Source organism: Rhodococcus chondri, assembly GCF_036327435.1.
Classification (GTDB): Bacteria; Actinomycetota; Actinomycetes; order Mycobacteriales; family Mycobacteriaceae; genus Rhodococcus; species Rhodococcus chondri.
Map to the genome: position 1 here is coordinate 13,885 of NZ_JAUZMZ010000005.1, position 21,971 is coordinate 35,855.

The window sequence follows — 21,971 nt, forward strand, 5'->3', positions numbered from 1 at the left end:
CACATCGACGGAAGGACGGACTTCCGATGAGAAGATTCGACGCCAAGGTCGCCTTCGTCACCGGCGGCGCACAGGGCTTCGGCGCAGCATTCTGCCGATCGCTCGCGGCCGAAGGCGCGGCGGTGGTGGTCGCAGACATCGATGGAACCCGCGCCGAGAATACAGCCGAGGAACTGAAAGAAGCCGGCTTCGAAGCACTGGCGGTCCATTGCGATGTGGCCGACGAGAAAACCGTTGCGCGTGCCGTGGCACGAGCAACGGAAGCGTTCGGTGGGATCGACATTCTCATCAACAACGCCGGTCTGCACCTGACCCGCTACAGCCGGCCCTTCTCGACAATGAGCCGCGAGGACGTACGAGCTCTGTTCGACGTCAACGTGTTCGGCATCGTCAACACCTCGATCGCATGCCTCGAAGCCATGCGGTCGAGGGGGGGCGGCACGGTCGTCAATATTTCGTCGATGGCAGCATACAACCCGATTACCGCGTACGGCGTGTCTAAGCTGACAGTTCGTGCCCTCACGATCGCGCTGGCCCACGACTTCGCCTCCGCGGGTATCCGATGCAATGCTATCGCCCCTGGCCTGATCGGGACGGACAGCGCTCTGGCCGATCTCCCTCAGCCATTTGTCGACTCCATCGTCGAAGACCGGCAGCTCGTGCATCGTCTCGGCCGGACCGAGGACATCGTCGCCATGATGCTCTACCTGTGCTCGGACGAGTCATCGTTCGTCACCGGCGAGACCTTCAAGGTAAGCGGAGGCACACCGCTGTGGATCTAGTCGGAGTCGTAAATCCGGTTCAGGTCTGGGAATCCCGTTTACCGGACGGCGCCGGGTAGTGCTCGACGCACTCGAGCACTACCCGGGCCAGCGCGGCAGGTTCGCTGATCATCACGTCGTGGCAGCTTTCGATCTCCACGACTTCGGAGACACCACCGAGATTGTCGATGTGCTGGCGTTGTTGTGCCGGCGGCATCGCACGATCGTGTCCGGTGAGCACCCACACCCGAGGGACTCCCTGCGGCATCGCGCTTCTGTCGACGCGTTCCGTAGCGAGCCGTGAGCTTTCCGCACACAACTCCGACAGCGTGAATTCGGTTTGCTCGTCGGTCATCCCGTTGCAGAATAGTTCTGTTGCCATTTCGCGGGGAAAGGGTTCGGTCACCCTGGACGTCACCCGCTCCCCTACCTGGCCCTGCAAGCTGCCCTGAAGATTCTCGAGGATCGACCATCGGTTCGGTGGAACGGCGGCGGCAATGAAGACCATGCTGCGCACCCGTTCGGATCCGAGTTCGGCCGCTACACCGGGAATTGTGACACCGCCCATCGAATGGGCAACCAAGACAACGTCGTCGAACTCCGCTTCGTGAATGTCCTCGAGAACAGACGCGACGCATTCGGCAATGCCCACTTCGGCGAGATCCGCAGGGTTGGTCGCACGGCCCGGCAGGTCGACCGCCAGCACAGGTAGATCCGGCTGCAGCATCTTCAGTTCATCCACTGTCCGCGACCAGCAACGGCCGGTGTGTTGTCCACCGTGCACCAGCACGATTCCTGTGCTCATACGTATCCTTCTGTCCCAAAACGCTTCACACGGATTACCATGTACGACACTGCCGTCAGATTAGGCGGAACGCGCAGCAATCGTCAATGCTCCGAATACTGCTGCCGCACACGGTGAGTAATTGGGCGATCGATCTCGGACGGGTCGAATTTCAGTACAGGTTCCGAATCGTCCAACACGTCGAGAATATGTGTCCACCGATGCGTACCGATGAAGGTGGCGCACATCTGTCCCAGTTCGACGATTTCAGCTGTTGTGAACACTTCGGCCAACTCGAGCAGGTCGTGATCACCGATCGCATGATGATCGCGGTTGAACGCATCCAAGAACTTCAGAGCGCGTCTCTCCCGTTCGGAGTATCCCGCAGACTCCAGCGGCCCGGCCATACAGGTAACGTCTTCATCGGAGATCGACGCATTCTTGCGGGACGCCGAGCACGCTCCGCACCCGTTGATCTGTGCGCTTCGGATACGCAGGAGTTCCTCCAAGCGCACATCGAGTAGCCCCTGCCGGAAGGTCAGCCGGTAGCGCTCATCGCTCGCCACCGCGTATGTCTTTGCATAAGCGTAGATCCGCAGCGGAACATCCGTCGTGTAGCGGCCCGCTTCGAGACCGGAAGCATATCGACTGCGCAGATCCGGATCGAGCTCGTCGAACGGAATCGGTTCGATCCTCGGCATTGGGCCTCCTCCAGTCTCATTCTTCCACTGTGGTTCAACCTTTGGGGCGGCGTCGTCCGCCGGGACGATGCTGATTCGGATCGACGTCACACCAATCCGAGCTTGCGTTTCGCGGCCTCTACCTTGTCGAGCAGGAACTCGGTGGGCCACGCGCCGTCCGTACCCTGTTGTCCCTTGAGCACACCACGGGCCACCTGTCGCAGGTGCACTTCAGTCGGACCATCGACGAGTCCCATAGCCGGCGCGGTAACCCACATCTTGTGCAGCGGTGTAGCGCGGGTGACGCCGAGTGCTCCGTGAACCTGAATCGACCGTTGGACGATGTCGTGCAACACCTTCGGTGTCAGGAACTTGATCGCACTGATGTCGGTGCGGCACTGCGAGTAGTCCTTGGTCTTGTCGATCAGCCAGGCTGTCTGCAGGACGAACAGGCGGAACTGCTTCAGCTGGGCGTAGGACTCCGCGATGTAGGTCTGCACGGTTTCGCGATCGGCCAGCGGTTTGCCGCGAGTCGTGCGGCTCAGCGCGCGTTCGCACATCATGTCGAGAGCTCGCTGGGCCAGGCCGACGGTGCGCATGGCGTGGTGCACACGTCCGCCTCCGAGGCGCACCTGTGCGACCTCGAAGGCACGACCCTCGTCACCGAGCAACGCGGTGGACGGCACGCGCACGTCGGCATAGTCGATGAGCGCCTCCGACCCCTCTTCTTCCGGTTCGTGGATCAGCGCGAAGTTCCGCTCGATGGTCAGACCCGGTGTATCGGTGGGTACGAGGAACATCGACATACCCTTGTGCGGGCCGGCTTCCTTGTCGGTGTAGGCCATCACGATGCAGAAAGTGGCGTAGCGGGCGTTCGACGAGAAGAACTTCCGTCCGTTGATGACCCATTCGTCGCCGTCACGGACCGCGGTGGTCTGGAAGCCGGCCACGTCCGCGCCACCCTGGGGCTCTGTCATCGAGTAGCAGGAGAAGATCTCACCGTCGAGCAGCGGTTGAAGATACTGCGCCTTCTGCTCTTCCGTACCGAAATGCGCGATGATCTCGGCGTTGCCCGTGTCGGGTGCCTGTGTTCCGAAGATTGTCGGTGCCCATGTGGAGCGACCCAGAATTTCGTTCAGCAGCGCAAGCTTCAGCTGCCCGTATCCCTGACCGCCGAGCGCCGGTTCGAGGTGACAGGCCCACAGTCCCTGCTCGCGTACGCGCTGCTTGAGCGGGTCGACGATCCTGCGGTGCTCGTCGTCGAGCGGTTTGTAGTTGTCGTACGGCCAGACGAGGTCGAGCGGCTCGACCTCGTCACGAACGAATTGAGCAACCCAGTCCAGCTTCTGCTGAAACTCGGGGTCGGTGTCGAAATCCCACGCCATGACGGCTCCTAGAGGTTGAAAGTATGGATGGACGGTCAGCGCAGGGTGACCTGCCGGGACAGCGACGCCGCAAACTCCATGAGTTCGAGCACGATGGGGCCGAATCGGGCGACCCGGTCGTCGGCTTCACCCTTTGCGTGGCGAGCCACGCTCGCTTCGAGGACGAGCGCGAGCTTGAACCGCGCCAGGATCACGTAGTAGTCCACATCGGAGACATCGAGACCGCTGACGGTGGCGTAGTGCTCGAGCATCGTGTCACGGGAGGGCATGCCCTCGTAGTTGAGGTAGCGGGCGTGCTTCATCGCGTCGCCCTCGGGCCCCCAGGAGACGAGAACCCAGCCGAGGTCGAGCAGCGGGTCGCCGATCGTGGCCATCTCCCAGTCGATGATCGCTGCCAGCTTTGCGGGCTTCCCGTGGCGGAACATCACGTTGGCGAACTGGTAATCGCCGTGCATGATTCCGGGGCGGAAGCTGGTCGGCTGGTTTTTGCGCAGCCATGCGGCGGTCTCTTCGAGGCCGGGAATTTCGCGGAACTTGAATCCCGACAGGTGTGACAGCCAACGATCGACCTGGCGATCGAGGAAGCCCTCGGGCTTGCCGAAGTCTTCGAGGCCCTGTGCCTTCCAGTCGACCCGAGCCATTCGGGCAGCGCCGTCGACCAGTTCGAGGCCGAGCTGGCCCTTTGCTTCGAGATCGGTGTCGAAGGGCGGGGCCCAGCCGCCGCCCATGGGGCTCCACCCATCGACGAGATCCATCATGTAGAACGGGGTGCCGATCACCGAAGTATCGGCGGTCGCCCCGCGGAGTGCGGCATGGGGAACATCGGTGCCCGCCAGTGCCTTCAGAAGCCGAGCTTCGCGCATGAGTACCTTGGCGCGACCCTCGACTGCGTAGCCGGGGGGTCGACGCAGTGCCATCTTTTCGCCGCCGCGGACGACCTCGAACAGTTCGTTCTGCGATCCGCCGGACAGCGTGCGGGCCTGTGCGAGCTCCCCGTGCCCAGGCAGACCTTCCCGGTCCATCCAGCGGCTGAGTGCCTCGACGTCGAGGGAAGTGGGCGCCAGCGCGCCCCCTGAAGTGGTGTGCGTGTCCTGGGTCATATCGAGTAATCTAATTACTCAAATGACGAAACACAATTACTAGCGAGTTTTGGATGCCGAATGCGCAGGTCGGAGCGCACGGACAGGTACGCACCGGAACCAAGGAGGCAGATAGTGAGTACGCGAATGAGCCCGATGATGCGTGCCGCACGGATCCACGAGCTCGGCAGCCCCGATGCCGTCACGATCGACACAGTCGCGAGACCGTCGCCGGCCGCACACGAACTGCTCGTGTCGGTCGAGGCCGCGGCCGTCAACTTTCCCGACACCCTCATGATCGCCGGGCGGTATCAGACGACGACACCGTTGCCATTCGTACCCGGGCACGAGTGCGCAGGGGTCGTCACCGCCGTCGGTGCCGACGTAACCGGATTCTTCCCGGGTGACCGAGTCGCCGCACTCGCACCGGGTGCCTTTGCGGAATACGTCGTTGTACCGGAATCGTCCGCAATTCCGGTCCCAGCCGGGGTAACCTCCGCCGAAGCGGCGGCCACATGGGTCTGCCACCTCACCGCATACCATGCCTTACGGTCGATCGCTCAGGTCCGATCCGGCGACCTGGTCCTCGTTCTCGGAGCGGGCGGGGGCATCGGTCTTGCCGCAGTCGAACTTGCGGTTGCCCTCGGTGCCACCGTAATCGCGGCCGCATCTACCATCGACAAGCTGGACGCCGCCCGTGCCCGCGGAGCTCGGTATGTTGTGGACTACGCCGGAGGTGATGTGAGGGAAGGCATCCGCGCGGCCGTGGGCCCGGGAGCGCTCCAGGTGGTGGTCGACCCGGTTGGCGGCCCGTGGGCAGAACCCGCACTCCGCGAACTCGCCTGGGGCGGCACGTACGTCACGCTCGGATATGCGAGCGGCGAGATTCCCTCCATTCCACTGAATCTCGTGCTCCTCAAAGGTGCGGTGATCAAAGGCCTCGAAATCAGAACTTTCGCCCAGCACGATCCCGAAAGCGCCGCCCGGGACCGCGCCGAGTTCACCGAACTCTGGAGCGCAGGCCGGATCCGGCCCCACATCCATGCTCGATACCCGTTGGACGACACCGCCGCGGCAATGACCGCGGTCGCAAGCCGGCAGTCGGTCGGGAAGACCGTCATCGAAGTCATCTCGTCGGAACCGCGCCGAGCCGAAGAGGATTCCTAAACAATACGCTCCTGCAATGATTTTCGTTGACCTTGCGAGATCGATCATGGTAAGCATCACGAATCCGTGCACAGCGTCTCGGCATCAGCCGAGGTTCACGAGGAACCGATGACGCGTCAGCACACCACATCCAGGAGGACAATCATGCGCGGCGGACCTTTGATCAAGCATCTCGACGACGTGCCTTGGTTCGAAGCCATGCGACTCCGTTTCGACGACGGCCACACTGCATCGATCTGGGAGAAGTGGATCGAGTACACACCCAGATACTTGGTGTTCTACAACGTTTGGGAACCCGGAGCGCTCGCGCCGTACCATGGGCATCATGGGGATCATACGATCTTCGTCTTGAAGGGCGAACTGATCGACGGCGACGGAAATCGCCACGGCGCCGGCACCCACATGATGCTGGACTGGGGCGACATGTTTGGGCCATGGGAGGCAGGTGCCGAGGGCGCTGTTCTCTACTGCGTCATCATGGGCACCGGCAAGTTCTTCGGAGGCGACCTCGAAGGCTGGCACAAGCTCCTGGCGGAGAAAGGGGCTGTCAGCGAGGACCTCCCCCGCCCTCCCACCCCACCGTTCGCGGACAGTGGCATCAGCGATCCTGCATTGAAACTGGGACGGGCCGAAAGGTAGCTCGGTCGCCGACGGCCGCAATCCGGGCAAAGTGTCGATGTGATCTACATGTACGAGCAGACCAGCTAGGAGTAAATGATGCGATTCGAAGGCAAGGTAGCGATCGTCACGGGCGCGGGCAGCGGCATCGGCGAGGCCTGTGCACAGACGCTCGCCGCCCAGGGAGCAGCGGTGGTGATCGCGGACGTCTCCGAACCGGGCGGCAATCGAGTAGCCGACGGGATCACAAGAGCAGGAGGCCGGGCGGTCTTCTGCCGCACAGACGTATCCGATGAATCCGATGTCGCAAACCTGGTCCGCACCGCGATCGACTCGTTCGGCGGGCTGCACCTCGCCGTCAACAATGCCGGACTCTCGCATCCGCAGGCACGACTGCACGAGATCGCCCCCGCGGATTTCGATACAGCGGCGAATGTCACCCTGCGAGGTACTTTTCTCTGCATGCGCGCCGAACTCGGGCACTTTGTCGAACACGGAACAGGCGCAATCGTCAACGTCAGTTCCTGCGCCGGACTGAAATCGGCAACCCGGATGGCCGGCTATTCCGCATCGAAGCACGGAGTCATTGGACTGACGCGCACTGCTGCAATCGACTACGCGAGCGAGGGAATACGGATAAATTCCGTCGCGCCTGCCACGATCGCAACACCCAAGATCCTGTCGTACCCCACCGAATTGCAGGCACAGTGGGCCTCGCTCATCCCCATGGGACGGATGGGTACGCCCCGAGAAGTCGCCGATCTCGTGACATTCCTGCTGTCGGACGAGGCTTCGTTCATCACCGGAAGCACCTACGAACTGGACGGTGGAATGATGCAGGCTCTGCCCGCGTAACACGACACCGGACGCACAGTGCCCACCCGGAGGAGAGGGCGGGCACTGTCCCATCAGGGTGGACGGTCAGCTGCTACGCAGGCGATCCGTCCACACGTCGGGCGGTTCGATCAGGTGATCGTCGACCGAGATCACGCGCATACGGTCTCCGACCGCTGTTCACGACGTCACGCCGGCGTACCGGACGTCGAAGACACTCGTGAAATCGGCGTGGCCGAGTGAGTCCATCCCGACTGTGTCGGACGTGTAGGCGATCATCGTCGGTGAACCGCACAGAAAGACGCTGTACGCCTCCTCCGCAGCCGTTCCCGACGCGGTCTCGTACAGCGCGGTACGTTCGTCATCCGACAACGACGGATCCAACGACCGCACCACCGTGTCGGCGAAATCCAGCGACGGCGGGGTCGGGAATCGGAAGTCCGCCAAATAGTTCGTCAGGAGAGTCTGGCCGGGAGTCGGCGCCGACAGAAAAATGTTCAGCAGTCCGTAGCGCCCGGTCCGGAAGGTTGCCTGCGCGTCCACGGCCGGGATCGGAACCAGCTGCACGTCCACTCCGACGTCACGCAGCTGAGCCTGCACGGCCGTCGCCATCTCCTGTTGCGGCGAGGCACCGGCCACGTAGATGATGCGGATCGGCAGGTTGTCGGGTGCCCCCGATTCCTCGAGCAGTTGCCGGGCGCGATCCGGGTCGTGCGGATACAGGTCCGCCGCGCCGGCGTCGTGGCCGTCGAGACCCGCCGGAAGCGGTTGGGTGAGCGGTGGGCACCTGCCGTTCAGCAGGGCACTGTTGATTGACTCACGATCGATCGCATAGTTCAACGCCTGACGCACCCTCTTGTCTTCGAGACCCGGGGTACCGATGTCGAGATACAGCACATACGACTGGACGATCGGGTACTCGTGCAATTCGAATCCCGGTTGCGTAACCACCGACTGCAACTCGTCGTACTGATCCGGATCGACCTTGATCGCATCGACCTGCCCGGACCGGAAAGCATTGAGCCGCGAGTTGTCGTCGGGTAGACCGATCAATTCCAACCGAGCAGGCTTCTGGGCCTCCGGGTCCCAATACCCTTCGTGTCTCACGTAGGTGATCCGGTCACCAGGCCGCACCTGATCGAATACGTATGGACCCGAGCCCGCGCTCTCCTGCGAGATATCGAGGCCGTTCGCCATTGCGTCCATATCGACAATCGCCGACTCCGTGGTCGCCAGGACCGACAGAAGGTCCAGCGCAGGACGGTTCGTCGTGATTCTCACGGTAGATTCGTCGACTACCTGCACGGACGCCACCATCTCGAAGCGGCCGGAAACCCTCGACTGCTGGGGATCTCTCGCTCGTTCCAGGCTCGCGACTACTGCATCTGCATCGACCGGGTTACCGGAGTGGAAGACCGCGTCGTCCCTGAGCCGGAAATCCACCGACCGGCCGTCTTCCGCAAATGTCCATTCCTCCGCCAGCATCGGCACGATCTCCGGACCTGAAACCACTTGGGTGAGGCGGTCGTAGACGGGCGAAAGGAAGGGATAGTCGACCGTGTAGTTGCCCGATTGGTGCGGATCCAGATTGTTGGGCACGACGTTCCCCGCCACGCGGAGAATTCCCTCACGGTTCACGTCTTGAGAACGATTTTCCTGCTGGCTAGATGCACCACACGCGGTCAGCAACAGCATTGCAGCGATCAGCGTGGCGAACACAAAAACACCAGGCGCTTCGGCGCCGGGTCGAAACTTACGGGCGAACAGCAGCATAGGCCTGGACCTCCGAGTCGGGAACAGATTTCGACCAAGCGGTTGTCCGTCCGCGCATGCGCGGACGGACAACCCTCGCCTGTCGGTCAGGAAGTGATACCCATATAGCGGGTGTCGACAATGCCGACAAAGTCTGCCTGGGCACCTTCGTCCGCTCCGACGACCTTGTCCGTGAACGCCACCTGGGTCGGGATACCGCAGATGAACAGATCGTAGGCTTCCTCGGAAGCGATCGTGGATGCCGTGGTGTACAGCTCGGTCCGCTCCGCGTCACCGATGCTCGGATCGAACGACTTGTCGACCGTATCCTGAAACTCTTGCGAAGCGGGTGTCGGGAAGCGAACTTTCGTCAGATAATTGGTGAGCAGCGTCTGAGCCGGGGTCGGGTAGGCCAGCCGCGGATTGATCAGTGCGTAGCCGCCCTCACCCATACGAATCTGGGCCTCCTCATTCGGCAGCGGAATGATCTCGACCTTCACACCGACCTCCGCGAGTTGTGCCTGGATCGCCGTGGCCATCTCTTGCTGCGGCGACAGGCCTGCCACCGTGATCAACCGAAGGGTGATGTTGTCTGCACCGGCCTCATCGAGCAGCCGGCGAGCCTCCTCCGGGTCGAACGTGTATGCATCCTGGAGAGACTCGTTGTGACCATCGACGCCTTCCGGAATCGGCTGATAGACAGCCTGACACTGGTCCTGCAAGAGGGCCGAGTTGATGCCTTCACGGTCGATTGCAAAGTTCAGCGCCCGGCGAACTTTCGGATCCTGCAGTTCCGGCTGGCCGATGTCGATCTGTACCGCGTAGAACTGGGCCACCGGGTAAGTGTGCATGTCGTACCGCGGTTGTGAGAGGAGCGGTTGAAGGTCGTCGGTCTGGCCCGCCTTGGCGAGCATCACATCGATCTGACCACTCCGGAACGCATTCAGACGGGCGTTGTCGTCTTTTATCCCCATGATTTCCAGCCTCGCAGTCTTCTGCGCTTCCGGATCCCAATACCCGTCGTAACGCTTGTAGACGATGCGGTCACCGCGCCGGATCTGTTCCGGGACATACGGGCCCGAACCCGCCATCTCGACCGACAGGTCGGCCTTGTTGTCCAATGCGACTGGATTGATGATCGCGGCCGTGGTGCTGGCCAGAACTGCGGGCAGATCGACTGCGGGGCGATTGGCCACCACCCGGACGGTGCGATCATCGATCTCTTGAACATCGGTCACCATCGCCAACGACGGTGCAGACCTGGCCTGCTGCGGATCACGGGCCCGGTTCAGGCTCTTGACCACCGCAGCAGCATTCACCGGAGTGCCATCATGGAACGTCGCATCGGTGCGCAGAGCGAAGTCGACGGAAGTGCCGTCCTCCGAGTACTCCCACGACTCCGCCAACATCGGCGCGACTTCGGGGCCGGAGACAATCACCGTCAATCGGTCGTACACGGGCGCCAGATAGTTGAAATCAACCTGGTAGTTGCTTGATTGATGGGGGTCCAGATTCGCGGGTGCCACCGTCCACGCCATCCGCAGAGTTGCGTTGCGGTCGATCTCGCCGGCCGAGGTGTCCGAACCGGCCGCACCACTTCCCCCACACGCGGTAACGACCACAGCCAAGGCCAGCGCTCCTGCAATAGCTATCGCCCTGACAGACAACCCATTTCGGATTCTCATTCCACACGTCTCTCTCTCGGTGAACTGGGTGATGTCGAGAAGCGCTATCCCAGGATGCAGAGTCCCAGCTCCACTGAAGGACTCCGATCGACCGCGCTGCAACAACAGTAGTGATCGCAATCACATGACGCAATAGCAGTAATGCAATTACTCCAAGCGGGGCGCATTCCGGCGCGAATGCTTGCCGCGCGTCCGCTCTCGCGATTCGACAACCCGTAGATCCCGATGCACCCATGTGATGCGGAGATCTCTTGGCAGAAACGGGTACCGGGCCGCGCCTGTACGCAGCCCGGTACCCGTCAGTTCTCAGTCAGGCAGTGAATAGTTCTCGGTCAGGAAGTGATTCCCATGTAGCGGGGATCGACGATGCCGACGAAGTCGGCCTGGCCGCCTTTATCCGCGCCAAGTACCTTGCTGGAGAAGGCAACCTGGGTCGGAACGCCACACACGAACAGGTCGTAGGCCTCCTCGGAAGCGATCGTGGAGGCCTTCGAATACAGCTCGGTCCGCTCCGCGTCACCGATGTTCGGATCGAACGACCTGTTGACCGCATCCTGGAACTCTTGTGACGGCGGCGTCGGGAAACGCAGTTTCGTCAGGTAGTTCGTCTGCAGCGTCTGAGCCGGCGTCGGGTATGCCAACCGGGGGTTGAGCAGCGCGTAGCCGCCCTCACCCATACGGACCTGAGCGTCGGCAGTCGGCAGAGGGACAATCTCGACCTTCACACCGACCTCGGCGAGCTGTGCCTGGATCGCCGTAGCCATCTCCTGCTGCGGCGACACACCCGCCACCGTGATCAACCGGAGGGTGACGTTGTCCGCGCCGGCCTCCTCGAGCAGCTGACGCGCCTTCGCCGGATCGTAAGAGTATGCATCCTGCAAGGACTCGTTGTGACCATCGACGCCCTCGGGAATGGGCTGAGACACCGGCCGACACTGGTCCTGCAACAGGGCCGAGTTGATACCGTCACGATCGATCGCGAAGTTCAACGCTTGGCGAACCCTGGGATCCTGCAGTGCCGGCTGCCCGATATCGATCTGGACCGCATAGAACTGGGCGACCGGATAGGTGTGCATGTCGTACTGCGACTGCGAGAGCAACGGCTGCAGATCGTCGGTCTGGCCCGCCTTGGCAAGCATCACATCGATCTGACCACTCCGGAACGCATTCAGACGCGCGTTGTCGTCACCGATGCCGATGATCTCCAGCGTCGCAGTCTTCTGCGCTTCCGGATCCCAATACCCGTCGTAACGCTTGTAGACGATGCGGTCCCCACGCCGGATCTGCTCCGGCATATACGGGCCCGAACCCGCCATCTCGACCGACAGGTCGGCCTTGCTGTCCAGCGCAACGGGATTGATGATCGCGGCCGTCGTACTCGAGAGCACGGCGGGCAGGTCCACAGCGGGGCGATTGGCCACCACCCGGACGGTGCGTTCGTCGACCTCCTGGACGTCGGACACCATCGACAAAGTATTGGCCGATTTCGCCTGTTGCGGATCACGCGCCCGATTCAGGCTCTTGACCACCGCAGCAGCATTCACCGGAGTGCCGTCGTGGAAGGTGGCATCGGAACGGAGGGTGAAGTCGACAGACATCCCGTCCGCCGAATACTCCCACGACTCGGCCAGCATCGGCGCGACCTCGGGGCCGGCAACCACAACGGTCAACCGGTCGTACACCGGCGACAGATAATTGAAATCGACCTGGTAGTTTCCGGATTGGTGCGGATCCAGGTTGCCCGGAGCCAGCGTCCACGCCATCCGTAGGCTCGCGTTGCGATCGATGTCTCCGGCCGATGCTGTCGAAGAGGTCTCCCCACTCCCACCGCACGCGGTCACGGTCACGGCCAAAGCGAGTGCGCCGGCAAGCACTCTCGCACTGGCAGACAATCCCTTTCGGATTCTCATTTCCACACGTCTCTCTCTCGGTAAACAGGTGCGTCAGAATTCGAGAAGGCGCGGTCACGGGGTGCCGATTCCCTGACCGACCGGACGGCCCGATCGAGCGCACGTCTCAACGGTATCGGTAACAAGAATTTAACCAACCTTGGATTCGGAACTAGGTGCGCATCTTGGGATTCAAGTACCCATAGGACATGTCGACGAGTAGGTTACAGACGAGCACGACGATCGCACTCACAATCACCACGCCCTGCACCATCGGCAGGTCTCGCTGGATCACAGCGGTGTAGCCGAGCATTCCCAGACCCGAGATCGCGAAGACAAATTCGACTGTGACAGCGCCACCAAGGATCCGGCCCATCTGCAGGCCGAGGACCGTTACGATCGAGATCGCAGAATTCTTCATCGTGTGCTTCCACAACACCGACGGTTCACTCAGCCCCTTGGCCCGCGCCGTCCGAACATAATCCTTGGACAGCGTGTCGACGATCGATCCCCGTGTTTGGCGTGCCATTTCAGCGGCAGAGACCGCTGCGAGCGCAAGTCCTGGAAGAATCAGATGACGCGCCCACTCGACAAACCCGCCTTCGGCCAAGGACACGTATCCGGTCGCAGGCAACCACGCTCGGGTGATCGCAAATGTGATCACCAGAATCAACCCCAATACGAACGGCGGCACCGACATCAGCAGGGAAGCCAGAGTCGTGACAAAACGATCCACAAGCGACCCCTGACGTACAGCCGCCCACACCCCCAGTGGGATGCCGATGATGACGGTCAGCACGATCGCCCACAGGGCAAGGGATGCCGTCGGCCAGATCCGCTCCATCAGAGCCTCTGTCACGGACTGTCCACTGTAGAGCGAGGTTCCGAGATCGCCGGTAACCGCATCAAGAACCCAATCCACATAGCGAATGATCATGGGAGAGTCGAGATTGAGGTTCTCCCGAACCATCGCGATCTGCTCCGGACTTGCGCCCTCACCTGCGATACGCGCGGCCGGATCGGTACCGCGATTCGCGAATTCGAGCAGGACGAACGACAGAAATGCCACGAGCAGAAGCAACGGGACCGAGGCAAGGATACGACTGACGACAATTTTTAACACGACCGGACTCCTCGGGATTGGAAAGATATGTCAAGCGCCGGTTTTGCCGACGTACCCGAGATCAACGATGTGCACCGTTGACCACTCATTCGCTTACGATTCATATTGCTCGATTGCACAGGACACAGTGAGCCGCACAGGTGGTTCAGTGGGATCACGCACTCGGCGTGACGGCCGTCTTGCGCGAGGCTCGTCGGGGGTTCATGACGGGGATCGCAGAGAGCAGTTCCTTCGTGTAGGTCTCCTGTGGATCATCGAAGATCTGCTCGGTAGAGCCGGATTCGACAATCTCACCACGACGCATGACCGTCACGTCGTGAGCGAACATCTTCACCAGCGCTAGATCGTGGGAGATGAACAGATAGCTGATCTGCCGCTCCGCCTGAAGGTCCTGCAAGAGGTTCAGAACCTGGGCTTGGATGGAAACATCTAGGGCCGCGACCGGCTCGTCGCACACGATCAACTCAGGTTCGGTTGCGAGCGCGCGGGCGATCGCGATGCGCTGCAGCTGGCCGCCGGAAAATTCGTGCGGATACTTTTCGATCTGGTCTGCGCGTAGGCCGACGCGATTGAGTAACTGTGCCACCTTCTGCTCACGTTCGCCACGATTGAGCGAGGTGTGCAGGACCAGCGGCTCGGCTACGGACTCACCGATCAGCATGCGCGGGTCGAGCGAGTTGAACGGGTCCTGGAAGATCATCGTTGCGCGGCGGCGGAGTTTGCGCGCCTGTGCGGCGGACAGGGCTAGGATATTGTCGCCGAACAGTCGCACCGACCCTTCGTCCGGAACGGCAAGTCGCAGGACCATACGTCCCACAGTGGACTTGCCCGCGCCGGATTCACCAACGATGGCTCGGGTGCGTCCCTTGTCCAAGGTGAACGACACGTCCTTGACGGCGTGCGTCCGCTCCGCGGGCAAGCCGAAGATGTTGCGCTTCTTTATGAAGGACTTCGTCAGCCCCTCGACTTCGAGGATCGGACTCATTCCTTGATTCCTTCCAGACGCAACTCGTCGGCGCGGACACACCGCACCAGATGGTCTCCGGGGCCGCCGAGGGCAACCACTCCCTGGTCGCACCTGCCGGCCTGAGAGTAGGTGCAACGCGGATGGAAGCGGCACCCGCTCGGCCAACTCCACGGAGGAGGGACGGTTCCCGCGATTGCGTACAGTCGCTCAGCGCGGACCTGCGCGTCCGGAGTGGACGCCAGCAACCCCTCGGTATACGGGTGCTGCGGATCGTAGAACAACCCTTCCGCGTCGGTCATCTCCATCACCTGGCCGCCGTAGAGCACCGCGACACGGTCGCAGGTCTCGGCGACCACGCCCAGGTCGTGTGTGATGAACAGGACGCCGAGTCCCATTCGGTCCTGAAGCTCGGTGAGGAGAGCGAGTACCTGTGCCTGCACAGTGACGTCGAGCGCCGTGGTCGGTTCGTCGGCGATCAGAACGACGGGCTCACACGCCAGTGCCATCGCGAGCATCACGCGCTGGCACATGCCACCGCTGAACTGGTGCGGGTAATCGTGTGCGCGCTTGTCCGGTTCAGAGATTCCGACGAGGTCCAGCATTTCGACTGCCCGGGCCCACGCATCCTTCCGAGTGGTATCGGTGCGATGCCTGCGCACGACCTCGGCGATCTGGTCTCCTACGGTGAACGCGGGATTGAGGCACCGGCGAGGTTCCTGGAAGATCATCCCGATCGACTTGCCGCGCAATCTGTTCACCTCTCGGGCGGGCAGCCCGATCAGTTCCTGGCCGGCAAGCTTGACCGACCCTGTGACCTTCACCCGCGGACCGGTGAGCAGTCCCATCACGGCGAGCGAGGTGACGGTCTTGCCCGAGCCTGATTCGCCGACAAGGCCCAGGGTTTCCCCGCGATTGAGGTTGAGATTCACGTTGTCGACGACCCTGGACCAGCCGTGAGGGGTATTGAAGTCGACGCACAGATCCCGTACTTCGAGGACCGTCTCCCCCAGGCCGAGGTGCTCCGCGGCATCTTTCGCAGCATCGAGTAGGGCGGTGTCGCCCGTTTCTTTCATGTGTTCAGCCATTGGCTCCACGTCCTTCGAAGGCGTCCCGCATGCCGTCACCGAAGGTCGACAGCGCCAGGACGGTCAGTACAATCGCCACGGTCGGTACGATCATGAAACTGGGTGACGTGCTGACGTTCTGGAATGCGTCTTGCAGCATGGAACCCCAGCTTGCCTGCGGTGACTCGACGCCCAGCCCCAGGAAGCTCAGGCTCGCTTCGACGATGATGATGATGCCTGCGCCGAAGGTAATCTGAATCATCAAGGCGGAGCTTGCATTCGGCAGAACGTGCCGCCACAGGAGCCGAAAGTTCGAGCATCCCACGCTGCGGCACGCCTCGATGTACGACTCTCCGCTCACCGCTTGCGCTTCGGATCGTGCAATCCGGAACAGCCGGGGAGCGAGGAGCAGTCCGACTGCGATCATCGCGTTGGTCAGGCCGGGCCCGAGCACACCGACGACCGCCAGCGCCAGGATCAGCGGAGGCAGTGCGAGCAGCGCCTCCGCAATGCGGCTGAGAACAGCATCGACCGGACCACCAACCAGACCGGCCAGCAAGCCCAACGGAATGCCTGCCACCGCAGCGAGAGTCATTGCCTGCACAATGGCCAGCACCACGACCTGAGTCGCATCGACCAGGCGGCTGAAGACGTCCCGCCCGTAGCCGTCGGTGCCGAGCCAGTGTTCTCCGCTGGGGCCTTGCAACCGATCTCCCAGAGCCTGCGCATTGGGATCGTGTGTCATCAGCAGCGAGCCGAAGACCGCTACCAGGACCAGCAGAACCAAAAAGGCCAGCGACACCATCGCAGCCCTGTTGGTACGAAGCGCACGCCACTTACGACCGCCGCGGAATCGCTTGCGGCGCGGTTCCTTCACCACCGCCGGCGTCGGTGATGTCGCGCCTGCGGGGATTGTTTCGGATATCGACATTTCCGGTCTCCTGTGTAGAGCCATGCGCCGTAGGGCGCGAGAATTCGACTTCGGCTTCGGCGCCGTCACTCCCCGCGACGAATCAGCATGCATCCGGCTTCCGGACCCCCACCGATGCCGACTGCGGCGATCTCCACGTCCTTGGGAATCTGTCGGTCGCCGGCTTCGCCCCACAGCTGTACACAGGCTTCGTGGAGGAACCCGTACCCGTGGAGACGGCCGGCGGAAAGCTGACCGCCGTGCGGGTTGATCGGAAGTTCACCCTCCAGGCGGTAGTAGTCGTCGTGGTCCAGGAACTGCCCGACCTTGCCGTGCTCACAGAACCCGAGCGCCTCGATCCATTGAGTGCACAGGTAGCTGAATCCGTCGTAGAGCGTCGCAAAATCTACGTCTTTCGGGGTGAGCGACGTGGTCGACCACATCTCGGCGGCGACATCGTGCGCGGCCATCGTGGTCAGATCTTCGCGCTGGTCCCACGTGTGCCGTTGATAAAGCGCCGATCCCGCAGCCTCGATGTGAAGCGGAGTGTTCGCCAGCCCCGTGGCCGCTTCCTTCCGCGACACGATGATCGCGGTCGCGCCGTCACAGGGCACGTCACAGTCGTACAGTCCGAGCGGCCACGACACAAGGCGTGCGCCGAGGTAGTCGTCCATTGTCATCGCATCCCGGTAGATCGCATCGGGATTGAGACCCGCATTGCGCCGGGCATTGATGACGAGTTTGCCGACCTGCTCACGCGTCAGGCCGTAATCGTGCATGTAGCGCTGGGCATACATACCGATCCAGTTCGCCGGCGAAGCTGCGCCGAACGGCAGGCGGAACTCCGCGTGGCCTCCGGCACGAGTCGATTTGGAGGTCAGGGCGGCGGCGCGGCCCGAGGCCTGCGCGGTCGCTTCCCACACCGAGCGGAAGCACAGCACATGGGTTGCGCGGCCGGTTGCAACGGCCGCGGCCGCGTCCAGGAGAGTTCCGGCCTGGCCGGAGGTTTCCACACCGCTGACGTGCCAGCGGGTCTTCAACCCGAATGCGTCGCGAACGTCGTGGGTGGTGGCGCCGACGAACCCGCCTTCCGCGTGCACGGGTCCGGGATAGCTTGCGACGCCGTCGATGTCGTCGAACGACAGGCCTGCATGAGCAACCGCACGCTCAGCAGCTTCGAGCGCGAGATCGATTCCCGTACGGCCGATCCGTCGGCCGATTTGAGACTGTCCTACACCCGTGATCACAGCACGGTCGTCAACGAAGGTCATGCGGTCACCGGCCTGAAGAAGGGAAGAGCTACATCGTCATGCTTTTCGAATACGACCTCGACCTGCATGCCGACCTCGACCTCATCGACATCGACGTCGATGAGGCACGTGGTCAGGCGCACGTCCGGCTGCTCTTCGAGTTCGACTGCCGCGATGACATACGGCGGCGGAAATGCGGGGAACCAGGGGTGGTGATTGACGGTGAATGCCGCAACCGTTGCCCGGCCCGAGACGACGTCGGGACCGACGTCCCGGCTCCGGCACCGCCAGCAGGCCCCGACCGGCGGATGGAACCAGCCACTACACGAACGGCATCGATAGATGCGCAATTCGTTGTCGAATCCCCCGGTCCAGAAGTCCCGCGACTCCGCGGTGACCTCCGGCAGGATCCGTCCCGCTGATGTGGACATCGAGTTCCTCCAAGAACGTCACGGTGCGATCGGCTCGCCTGAAAAGCTCGTCCCGCGTCGCCACGAGTGGTGATGCGGGTCACGATTGTGAGAACAGTAACATCTGATGGTGGTGTCACGGAATAGTCAATGCTGGAAGCTGACCCGGACCGCACTTCGGCAGACCTGCCGAATCGGAGCGTCTGGCCTCCGACTCCCCGGCGGACCGTAACGCCCCCAAGGTGGATCGGCCACTCGAGAAAGGTCTCGGATATGGCGGATAAATTGCCGAGGCCTGGGAATATGCGGACTTCTCCCCTCATCGAATGCGCCAACGGAGTTGGTGTGAGAGTTCCCTTAGGTAAAGCCACTCGCCGACCCGAGCGCATCATCCGTCCCACCGGAACCTCGATCCGGGTATCGCTCTCCAGAGTCGAAATCCGGTACTGACTCTGACAGTTGTGTTCGGTTTTGACGGGATTGGAACCTGTTCACGCGCGCCCCATGTCTCGAATGACCCGGTCGGCGCGTCGAAGCGACGGGCTACACAGGACCATGTTGCAGATATCTCGACGAAGGTCTTGTGATGACCGACACACGTCTGCGACACTTTTATGTACACTGAGTCAGATTTCAGTGCCCCCTCCTTCATGGTGGCGGAACGCCGGCCGGACACAACCGATCACGCACCCGCACCATGGCAGTCGAAACTTGGAAAGGACCCACGTCGTGGTCGGTGTGATGAGTGGAATCAGAGTCGTCGAAGTTGCCGCCTGGACGTACGTGCCGGTGGCCGGAGCGATCCTCACCGAATGGGGTGCGGACGTTCTCAAGATCGAGCATCCCGAGTCGGGCGATCCGCAGCGTGGCCTGGTCACCTCCGGCCTGATTCCCGCGGGTGCGATCAACCACATGTTCGAGCTTCCCAATCGCGGCAAGCGCAGCGTCGCACTGGATCTCAAGTCGGAGCAGGGGCGTGAGCTGCTCATGAAGCTCGTGGAGACAGCGGACGTCTTCCTCACGAACTTCCGGCCTTCCGCGCGCAAGAAACTCGGTATCGACGTCGAGGACGTCCGGGCACACAATGACAAGATCATCTACGTCCGCGGCTCGGCAGCGGGACAGTCGGGACCCGAATCCGAGCGCGGGGGCTACGACATGTCCTCGTTCTGGTCCCGCAGCGGCGCGGCCGACAACGTCAGCCCCGAGGCACTCGGATACCCCGTCAATATGCCTGGCCCCGCCTTCGGGGACGTGCTCGGCGGCCTCACCATCGCAGGCGCGATCTCGTCGGCTCTGTTCCACCGCGAGCGAACCGGCGAGGCAACCATCGTGGACAGTTCCCTGCTGGCACTCGGCGCGTGGGCGATGGGCCCGACGATTGCCGGTGCACACGCATTCAACCTGGAGGGCTACCCGAAGACGACACCCGACAAGGCCGCGAATCCTCTGGTGAATACGTACGGCACCAAGGATGGCCGGCACATCACGATCGTGATGCTCGAATCCGATCGATTCTGGCCCGAACTGATGACGGTGCTCGAGAGCCCGGAGCTGATCACCGATCCGCGTTTCGACAGTCACGCCAAGCGTGCCGCGAACAACGTCGAATGTGTGGCGGCCATCGCAGCCGGCTTCGCAAGGAAGACCCTCGAGGAGTGGAAGATCGCACTCAAGGACATCAACGGGGTGTGGGCCCCGGTCCAGCGCCCCCGCGAAGTGATCACCGATCCCCAGGTCGAAGCCAACTCGTACATCGCCGATCTCGAGGATTCCGCCGGCACTCCCTTCAAACTGGTGTCTGCACCGGTGCAGTTCGACGAGCGGCCGGGCGACGTCCGGCGAGCGCCGGACCACGGTGAGCACACCGACGAGGTGCTCCAGGAACTCGGTCTGACGATGGACGAGATTATGGAATACAAGATCAGCGGAGCCGTTCTCTGATCCCACGACGCCGGTGACCGTGGTCGAGGGCCCCAGCGCCGAGGGCAGGGGCCCTCGACGACGTTCCCATGCTTTCGAAAGGCAGCCATGAGCATCCGTCAGGAGCCCCCTGCCGCCCGCGCCGACGCACCCGACTCCGAGGAGATAACTCGGCGTCGCATGCTGATCGCCATGGTCGGGACGCTGCTCGGCATCGTTCTTTCCGCACTTGCCTCCACGACAATCCTCACGTCGCTTCCCGTGATGATGAACGAGCTCGGCGCAGGGCAGACGGCATATACGTGGGTCATCACGGCGAATCTGCTCACCACCACCGTGAGCTTGGCGATCTGGGGCAAGTTGTGCGATTTGTTCTCGCATACCCGGTTGATGTTTGCCGCGATCGGAGTGTTCGTCGTGGCGTCACTGTGCGCCGGACTTTCTCCTACTGCCGAGGCTCTGATCGGCTTCCGCGCAGTGCAGGGCATCGGCGCAGGCGGACTCATCTCCGTGGGCAGCGTGTTACTCGCCGATCTGGTCAGCCCACGAGAACGCGGCAAGTATGCCGGGGTCATCGGCGGGGTCATCGGCGTCGGCACCATGGGTGGGCCGGTCCTGGGCGGGTTCATCACAGACGGCTTGGGCTGGCGGTGGAATTTCTACCTCGGAATACCGTTCGCCGTGGCCTCGGTGATCCTCCTGCATCGGACGCTGAACTTGCCGTCTCCCCGCGGATCGGCCCGGATCGATTGGGCCGGAGTAGTTCTCGTCACCGCAAGTGCGGGTGTGCTGATGACGTGGGTTTCCGTCGCCGGCCACATGTTTCCGTGGTGGTCGTGGCATTCCGTCGCGATGGTGACCGCGGCGCTCGGGTTCGCGGTCGCAACGATCGTGGTCGAGCGACGGGTCTTCGAACCGCTCATACCACTCGGACTGCTCACCGATCCGACGATTTCGCGAGTAGTGATCACCAATGTGTCGCTCGGGGTGACGATGCTGTCCGTGCCGGCCTTCATGAGTCAGTACTTCCAGATTTCGCGCGGCATGAGTCCGTCTGCGTCCGGCAGCATGATTCTGGCCATGTCGGCATCGACCTTCGTTGCGTCGACCGTGCTCGGTCAGGTGATCAGTCGTACCGGGCGCTGGAAGCCGTGGGTGATCGTCGGCTCGGCGTTCCTGTTGTCGGCGACAGTCGGGCTCGCCACCCTGACCAGCACCACCCCCCTCGTGCTGGTCGGTGGATATCTTGTCGGGGTCGGTATCGCGGTCGGCACACTGATGTCGAATATGCAGATCCTGGCGCAGAACAGTGCTCCCCCGGACAAACTCGGTGCCGCCACCGCACTACCGGCGTTCTTCCGTCAACTCTCCGGAACCCTCGCCGTCAGCGTTCTCGGCGCCGTAATCGCCGCCCGTGTCACCGGAGCGTCGGGAGCCGCCGGCGCCACCCGAGATACCGTGCCCGATGTCGCAGAACTGCCCGAACACGTTCGCCAGGCGGTGCAGACGCTGTATGCCGACATCATCGGCGACCTGTTCCTCTGGTGTATCCCGCTGGCCGCCGCTGCATTCTTTGCCACGGCGTTGCTGCCGAATCGTCCGCTCCGCACCAGCACCGCTGTTCAACAGCGAGCGGAGACACTGCTGCCGGAATGAGCCGCACGACTCCGCTCCCAGTGCGACGTGAGGA

The 21,971-nt window shown here is 62.5% G+C and carries 19 protein-coding genes; 6 read left to right on the forward strand and 13 right to left on the reverse strand.

Annotated features, from left to right (window positions below; all coding sequences use genetic code 11):
* Nucleotides 1-26 precede the first annotated feature (26 nt).
* On the forward strand, nucleotides 27-782 hold the full coding sequence (locus Q8814_RS01770; protein WP_330150275.1) for an SDR family NAD(P)-dependent oxidoreductase: 756 nt from the start codon (nucleotides 27-29) through the stop codon (nucleotides 780-782).
* 19 nt (nucleotides 783-801) lie between these two features.
* Here Q8814_RS01770 and Q8814_RS01775 read toward each other — a convergent pair whose 3' ends face one another.
* The 4 genes from Q8814_RS01775 to Q8814_RS01790 all read right to left on the reverse strand — a co-directional run bounded on the left by Q8814_RS01775 (nucleotide 802) and on the right by Q8814_RS01790 (nucleotide 4,710).
* Nucleotides 802-1,566, reverse strand: coding sequence for an alpha/beta fold hydrolase (locus Q8814_RS01775; RefSeq protein ID WP_330150276.1), 765 nt, complete (start codon nucleotides 1,564-1,566; stop codon nucleotides 802-804).
* Between the two features lie 83 nt (nucleotides 1,567-1,649).
* Complete coding sequence (locus Q8814_RS01780; RefSeq protein WP_330150277.1) at nucleotides 1,650-2,246, reverse strand: carboxymuconolactone decarboxylase family protein; 597 nt, start codon at nucleotides 2,244-2,246, stop codon at nucleotides 1,650-1,652.
* 86 nt (nucleotides 2,247-2,332) lie between these two features.
* Nucleotides 2,333-3,610 (reverse strand): acyl-CoA dehydrogenase family protein, encoded by a 1,278-nt coding sequence (locus Q8814_RS01785; protein WP_330150278.1) that lies wholly within the window; start codon nucleotides 3,608-3,610, stop codon nucleotides 2,333-2,335.
* 35 nt (nucleotides 3,611-3,645) lie between these two features.
* Nucleotides 3,646-4,710 (reverse strand): phosphotransferase family protein, encoded by a 1,065-nt coding sequence (locus tag Q8814_RS01790; protein ID WP_132472079.1) that lies wholly within the window; start codon nucleotides 4,708-4,710, stop codon nucleotides 3,646-3,648.
* Between the two features lie 138 nt (nucleotides 4,711-4,848).
* Between Q8814_RS01790 and Q8814_RS01795 the strand changes: the two genes are divergently transcribed.
* The 3 genes from Q8814_RS01795 to Q8814_RS01805 all read left to right on the forward strand — a co-directional run bounded on the left by Q8814_RS01795 (nucleotide 4,849) and on the right by Q8814_RS01805 (nucleotide 7,329).
* On the forward strand, nucleotides 4,849-5,856 hold the full coding sequence (locus tag Q8814_RS01795) for an NADPH:quinone oxidoreductase family protein (RefSeq protein WP_330150317.1): 1,008 nt from the start codon (nucleotides 4,849-4,851) through the stop codon (nucleotides 5,854-5,856).
* A gap of 144 nt (nucleotides 5,857-6,000) precedes the next feature.
* Nucleotides 6,001-6,495, forward strand: coding sequence for a cupin domain-containing protein (locus Q8814_RS01800; protein ID WP_330150279.1), 495 nt, complete (start codon nucleotides 6,001-6,003; stop codon nucleotides 6,493-6,495).
* A 75-nt stretch (nucleotides 6,496-6,570) separates the two neighbouring features.
* Complete coding sequence (locus tag Q8814_RS01805) at nucleotides 6,571-7,329, forward strand: SDR family NAD(P)-dependent oxidoreductase (protein ID WP_330150280.1); 759 nt, start codon at nucleotides 6,571-6,573, stop codon at nucleotides 7,327-7,329.
* 159 nt (nucleotides 7,330-7,488) lie between these two features.
* Here the strand turns inward: Q8814_RS01805 and Q8814_RS01810 are convergent, their stop codons facing one another.
* The 9 genes from Q8814_RS01810 to Q8814_RS01850 form a co-directional block, all read right to left on the reverse strand.
* Nucleotides 7,489-8,922, reverse strand: coding sequence for an ABC transporter substrate-binding protein (locus Q8814_RS01810; protein ID WP_330150281.1), 1,434 nt, complete (start codon nucleotides 8,920-8,922; stop codon nucleotides 7,489-7,491).
* 245 nt (nucleotides 8,923-9,167) lie between these two features.
* A complete protein-coding gene (locus Q8814_RS01815; protein WP_330150318.1) occupies nucleotides 9,168-10,682 on the reverse strand; it encodes an ABC transporter substrate-binding protein in 1,515 nt (504 codons plus the stop codon).
* 395 nt (nucleotides 10,683-11,077) lie between these two features.
* On the reverse strand, nucleotides 11,078-12,508 hold the full coding sequence (locus Q8814_RS01820; RefSeq protein WP_330150282.1) for an ABC transporter substrate-binding protein: 1,431 nt from the start codon (nucleotides 12,506-12,508) through the stop codon (nucleotides 11,078-11,080).
* 298 nt (nucleotides 12,509-12,806) lie between these two features.
* Nucleotides 12,807-13,757 carry an ABC transporter permease gene (locus tag Q8814_RS01825; RefSeq protein ID WP_330150283.1) on the reverse strand — a complete coding sequence of 317 codons (951 nt, stop codon included), beginning with the start codon at nucleotides 13,755-13,757 and terminating at the stop codon, nucleotides 12,807-12,809.
* A gap of 154 nt (nucleotides 13,758-13,911) precedes the next feature.
* Nucleotides 13,912-14,742: an ATP-binding cassette domain-containing protein gene (locus Q8814_RS01830; protein WP_330150284.1), complete on the reverse strand. Its 831-nt coding sequence runs from the start codon at nucleotides 14,740-14,742 to the stop codon at nucleotides 13,912-13,914.
* A complete protein-coding gene (locus Q8814_RS01835; protein WP_330150285.1) occupies nucleotides 14,739-15,809 on the reverse strand; it encodes an ABC transporter ATP-binding protein in 1,071 nt (356 codons plus the stop codon). The genes Q8814_RS01830 and Q8814_RS01835 overlap by 4 nt, the downstream gene beginning before the upstream one ends.
* A complete protein-coding gene (locus tag Q8814_RS01840) occupies nucleotides 15,802-16,719 on the reverse strand; it encodes an ABC transporter permease (protein WP_330150286.1) in 918 nt (305 codons plus the stop codon). The genes Q8814_RS01835 and Q8814_RS01840 overlap by 8 nt, the downstream gene beginning before the upstream one ends.
* 65 nt (nucleotides 16,720-16,784) lie before the next feature.
* Nucleotides 16,785-17,969 (reverse strand): thiolase family protein, encoded by a 1,185-nt coding sequence (locus tag Q8814_RS01845; RefSeq protein WP_330150287.1) that lies wholly within the window; start codon nucleotides 17,967-17,969, stop codon nucleotides 16,785-16,787.
* A complete protein-coding gene (locus Q8814_RS01850) occupies nucleotides 17,966-18,379 on the reverse strand; it encodes a Zn-ribbon domain-containing OB-fold protein (RefSeq protein WP_330150288.1) in 414 nt (137 codons plus the stop codon). The genes Q8814_RS01845 and Q8814_RS01850 overlap by 4 nt, the downstream gene beginning before the upstream one ends.
* A gap of 720 nt (nucleotides 18,380-19,099) precedes the next feature.
* On the opposite strand from Q8814_RS01850, the gene Q8814_RS01855 reads away from it, so the two are divergent.
* Entirely contained in the window at nucleotides 19,100-20,302 is a 1,203-nt protein-coding gene (locus Q8814_RS01855; protein WP_330150289.1) for a CaiB/BaiF CoA transferase family protein, read from the forward strand.
* Between the two features lie 87 nt (nucleotides 20,303-20,389).
* Nucleotides 20,390-21,937 (forward strand): MFS transporter, encoded by a 1,548-nt coding sequence (locus Q8814_RS01860; RefSeq protein ID WP_330150290.1) that lies wholly within the window; start codon nucleotides 20,390-20,392, stop codon nucleotides 21,935-21,937.
* Nucleotides 21,938-21,971: the final 34 nt, after the last annotated feature.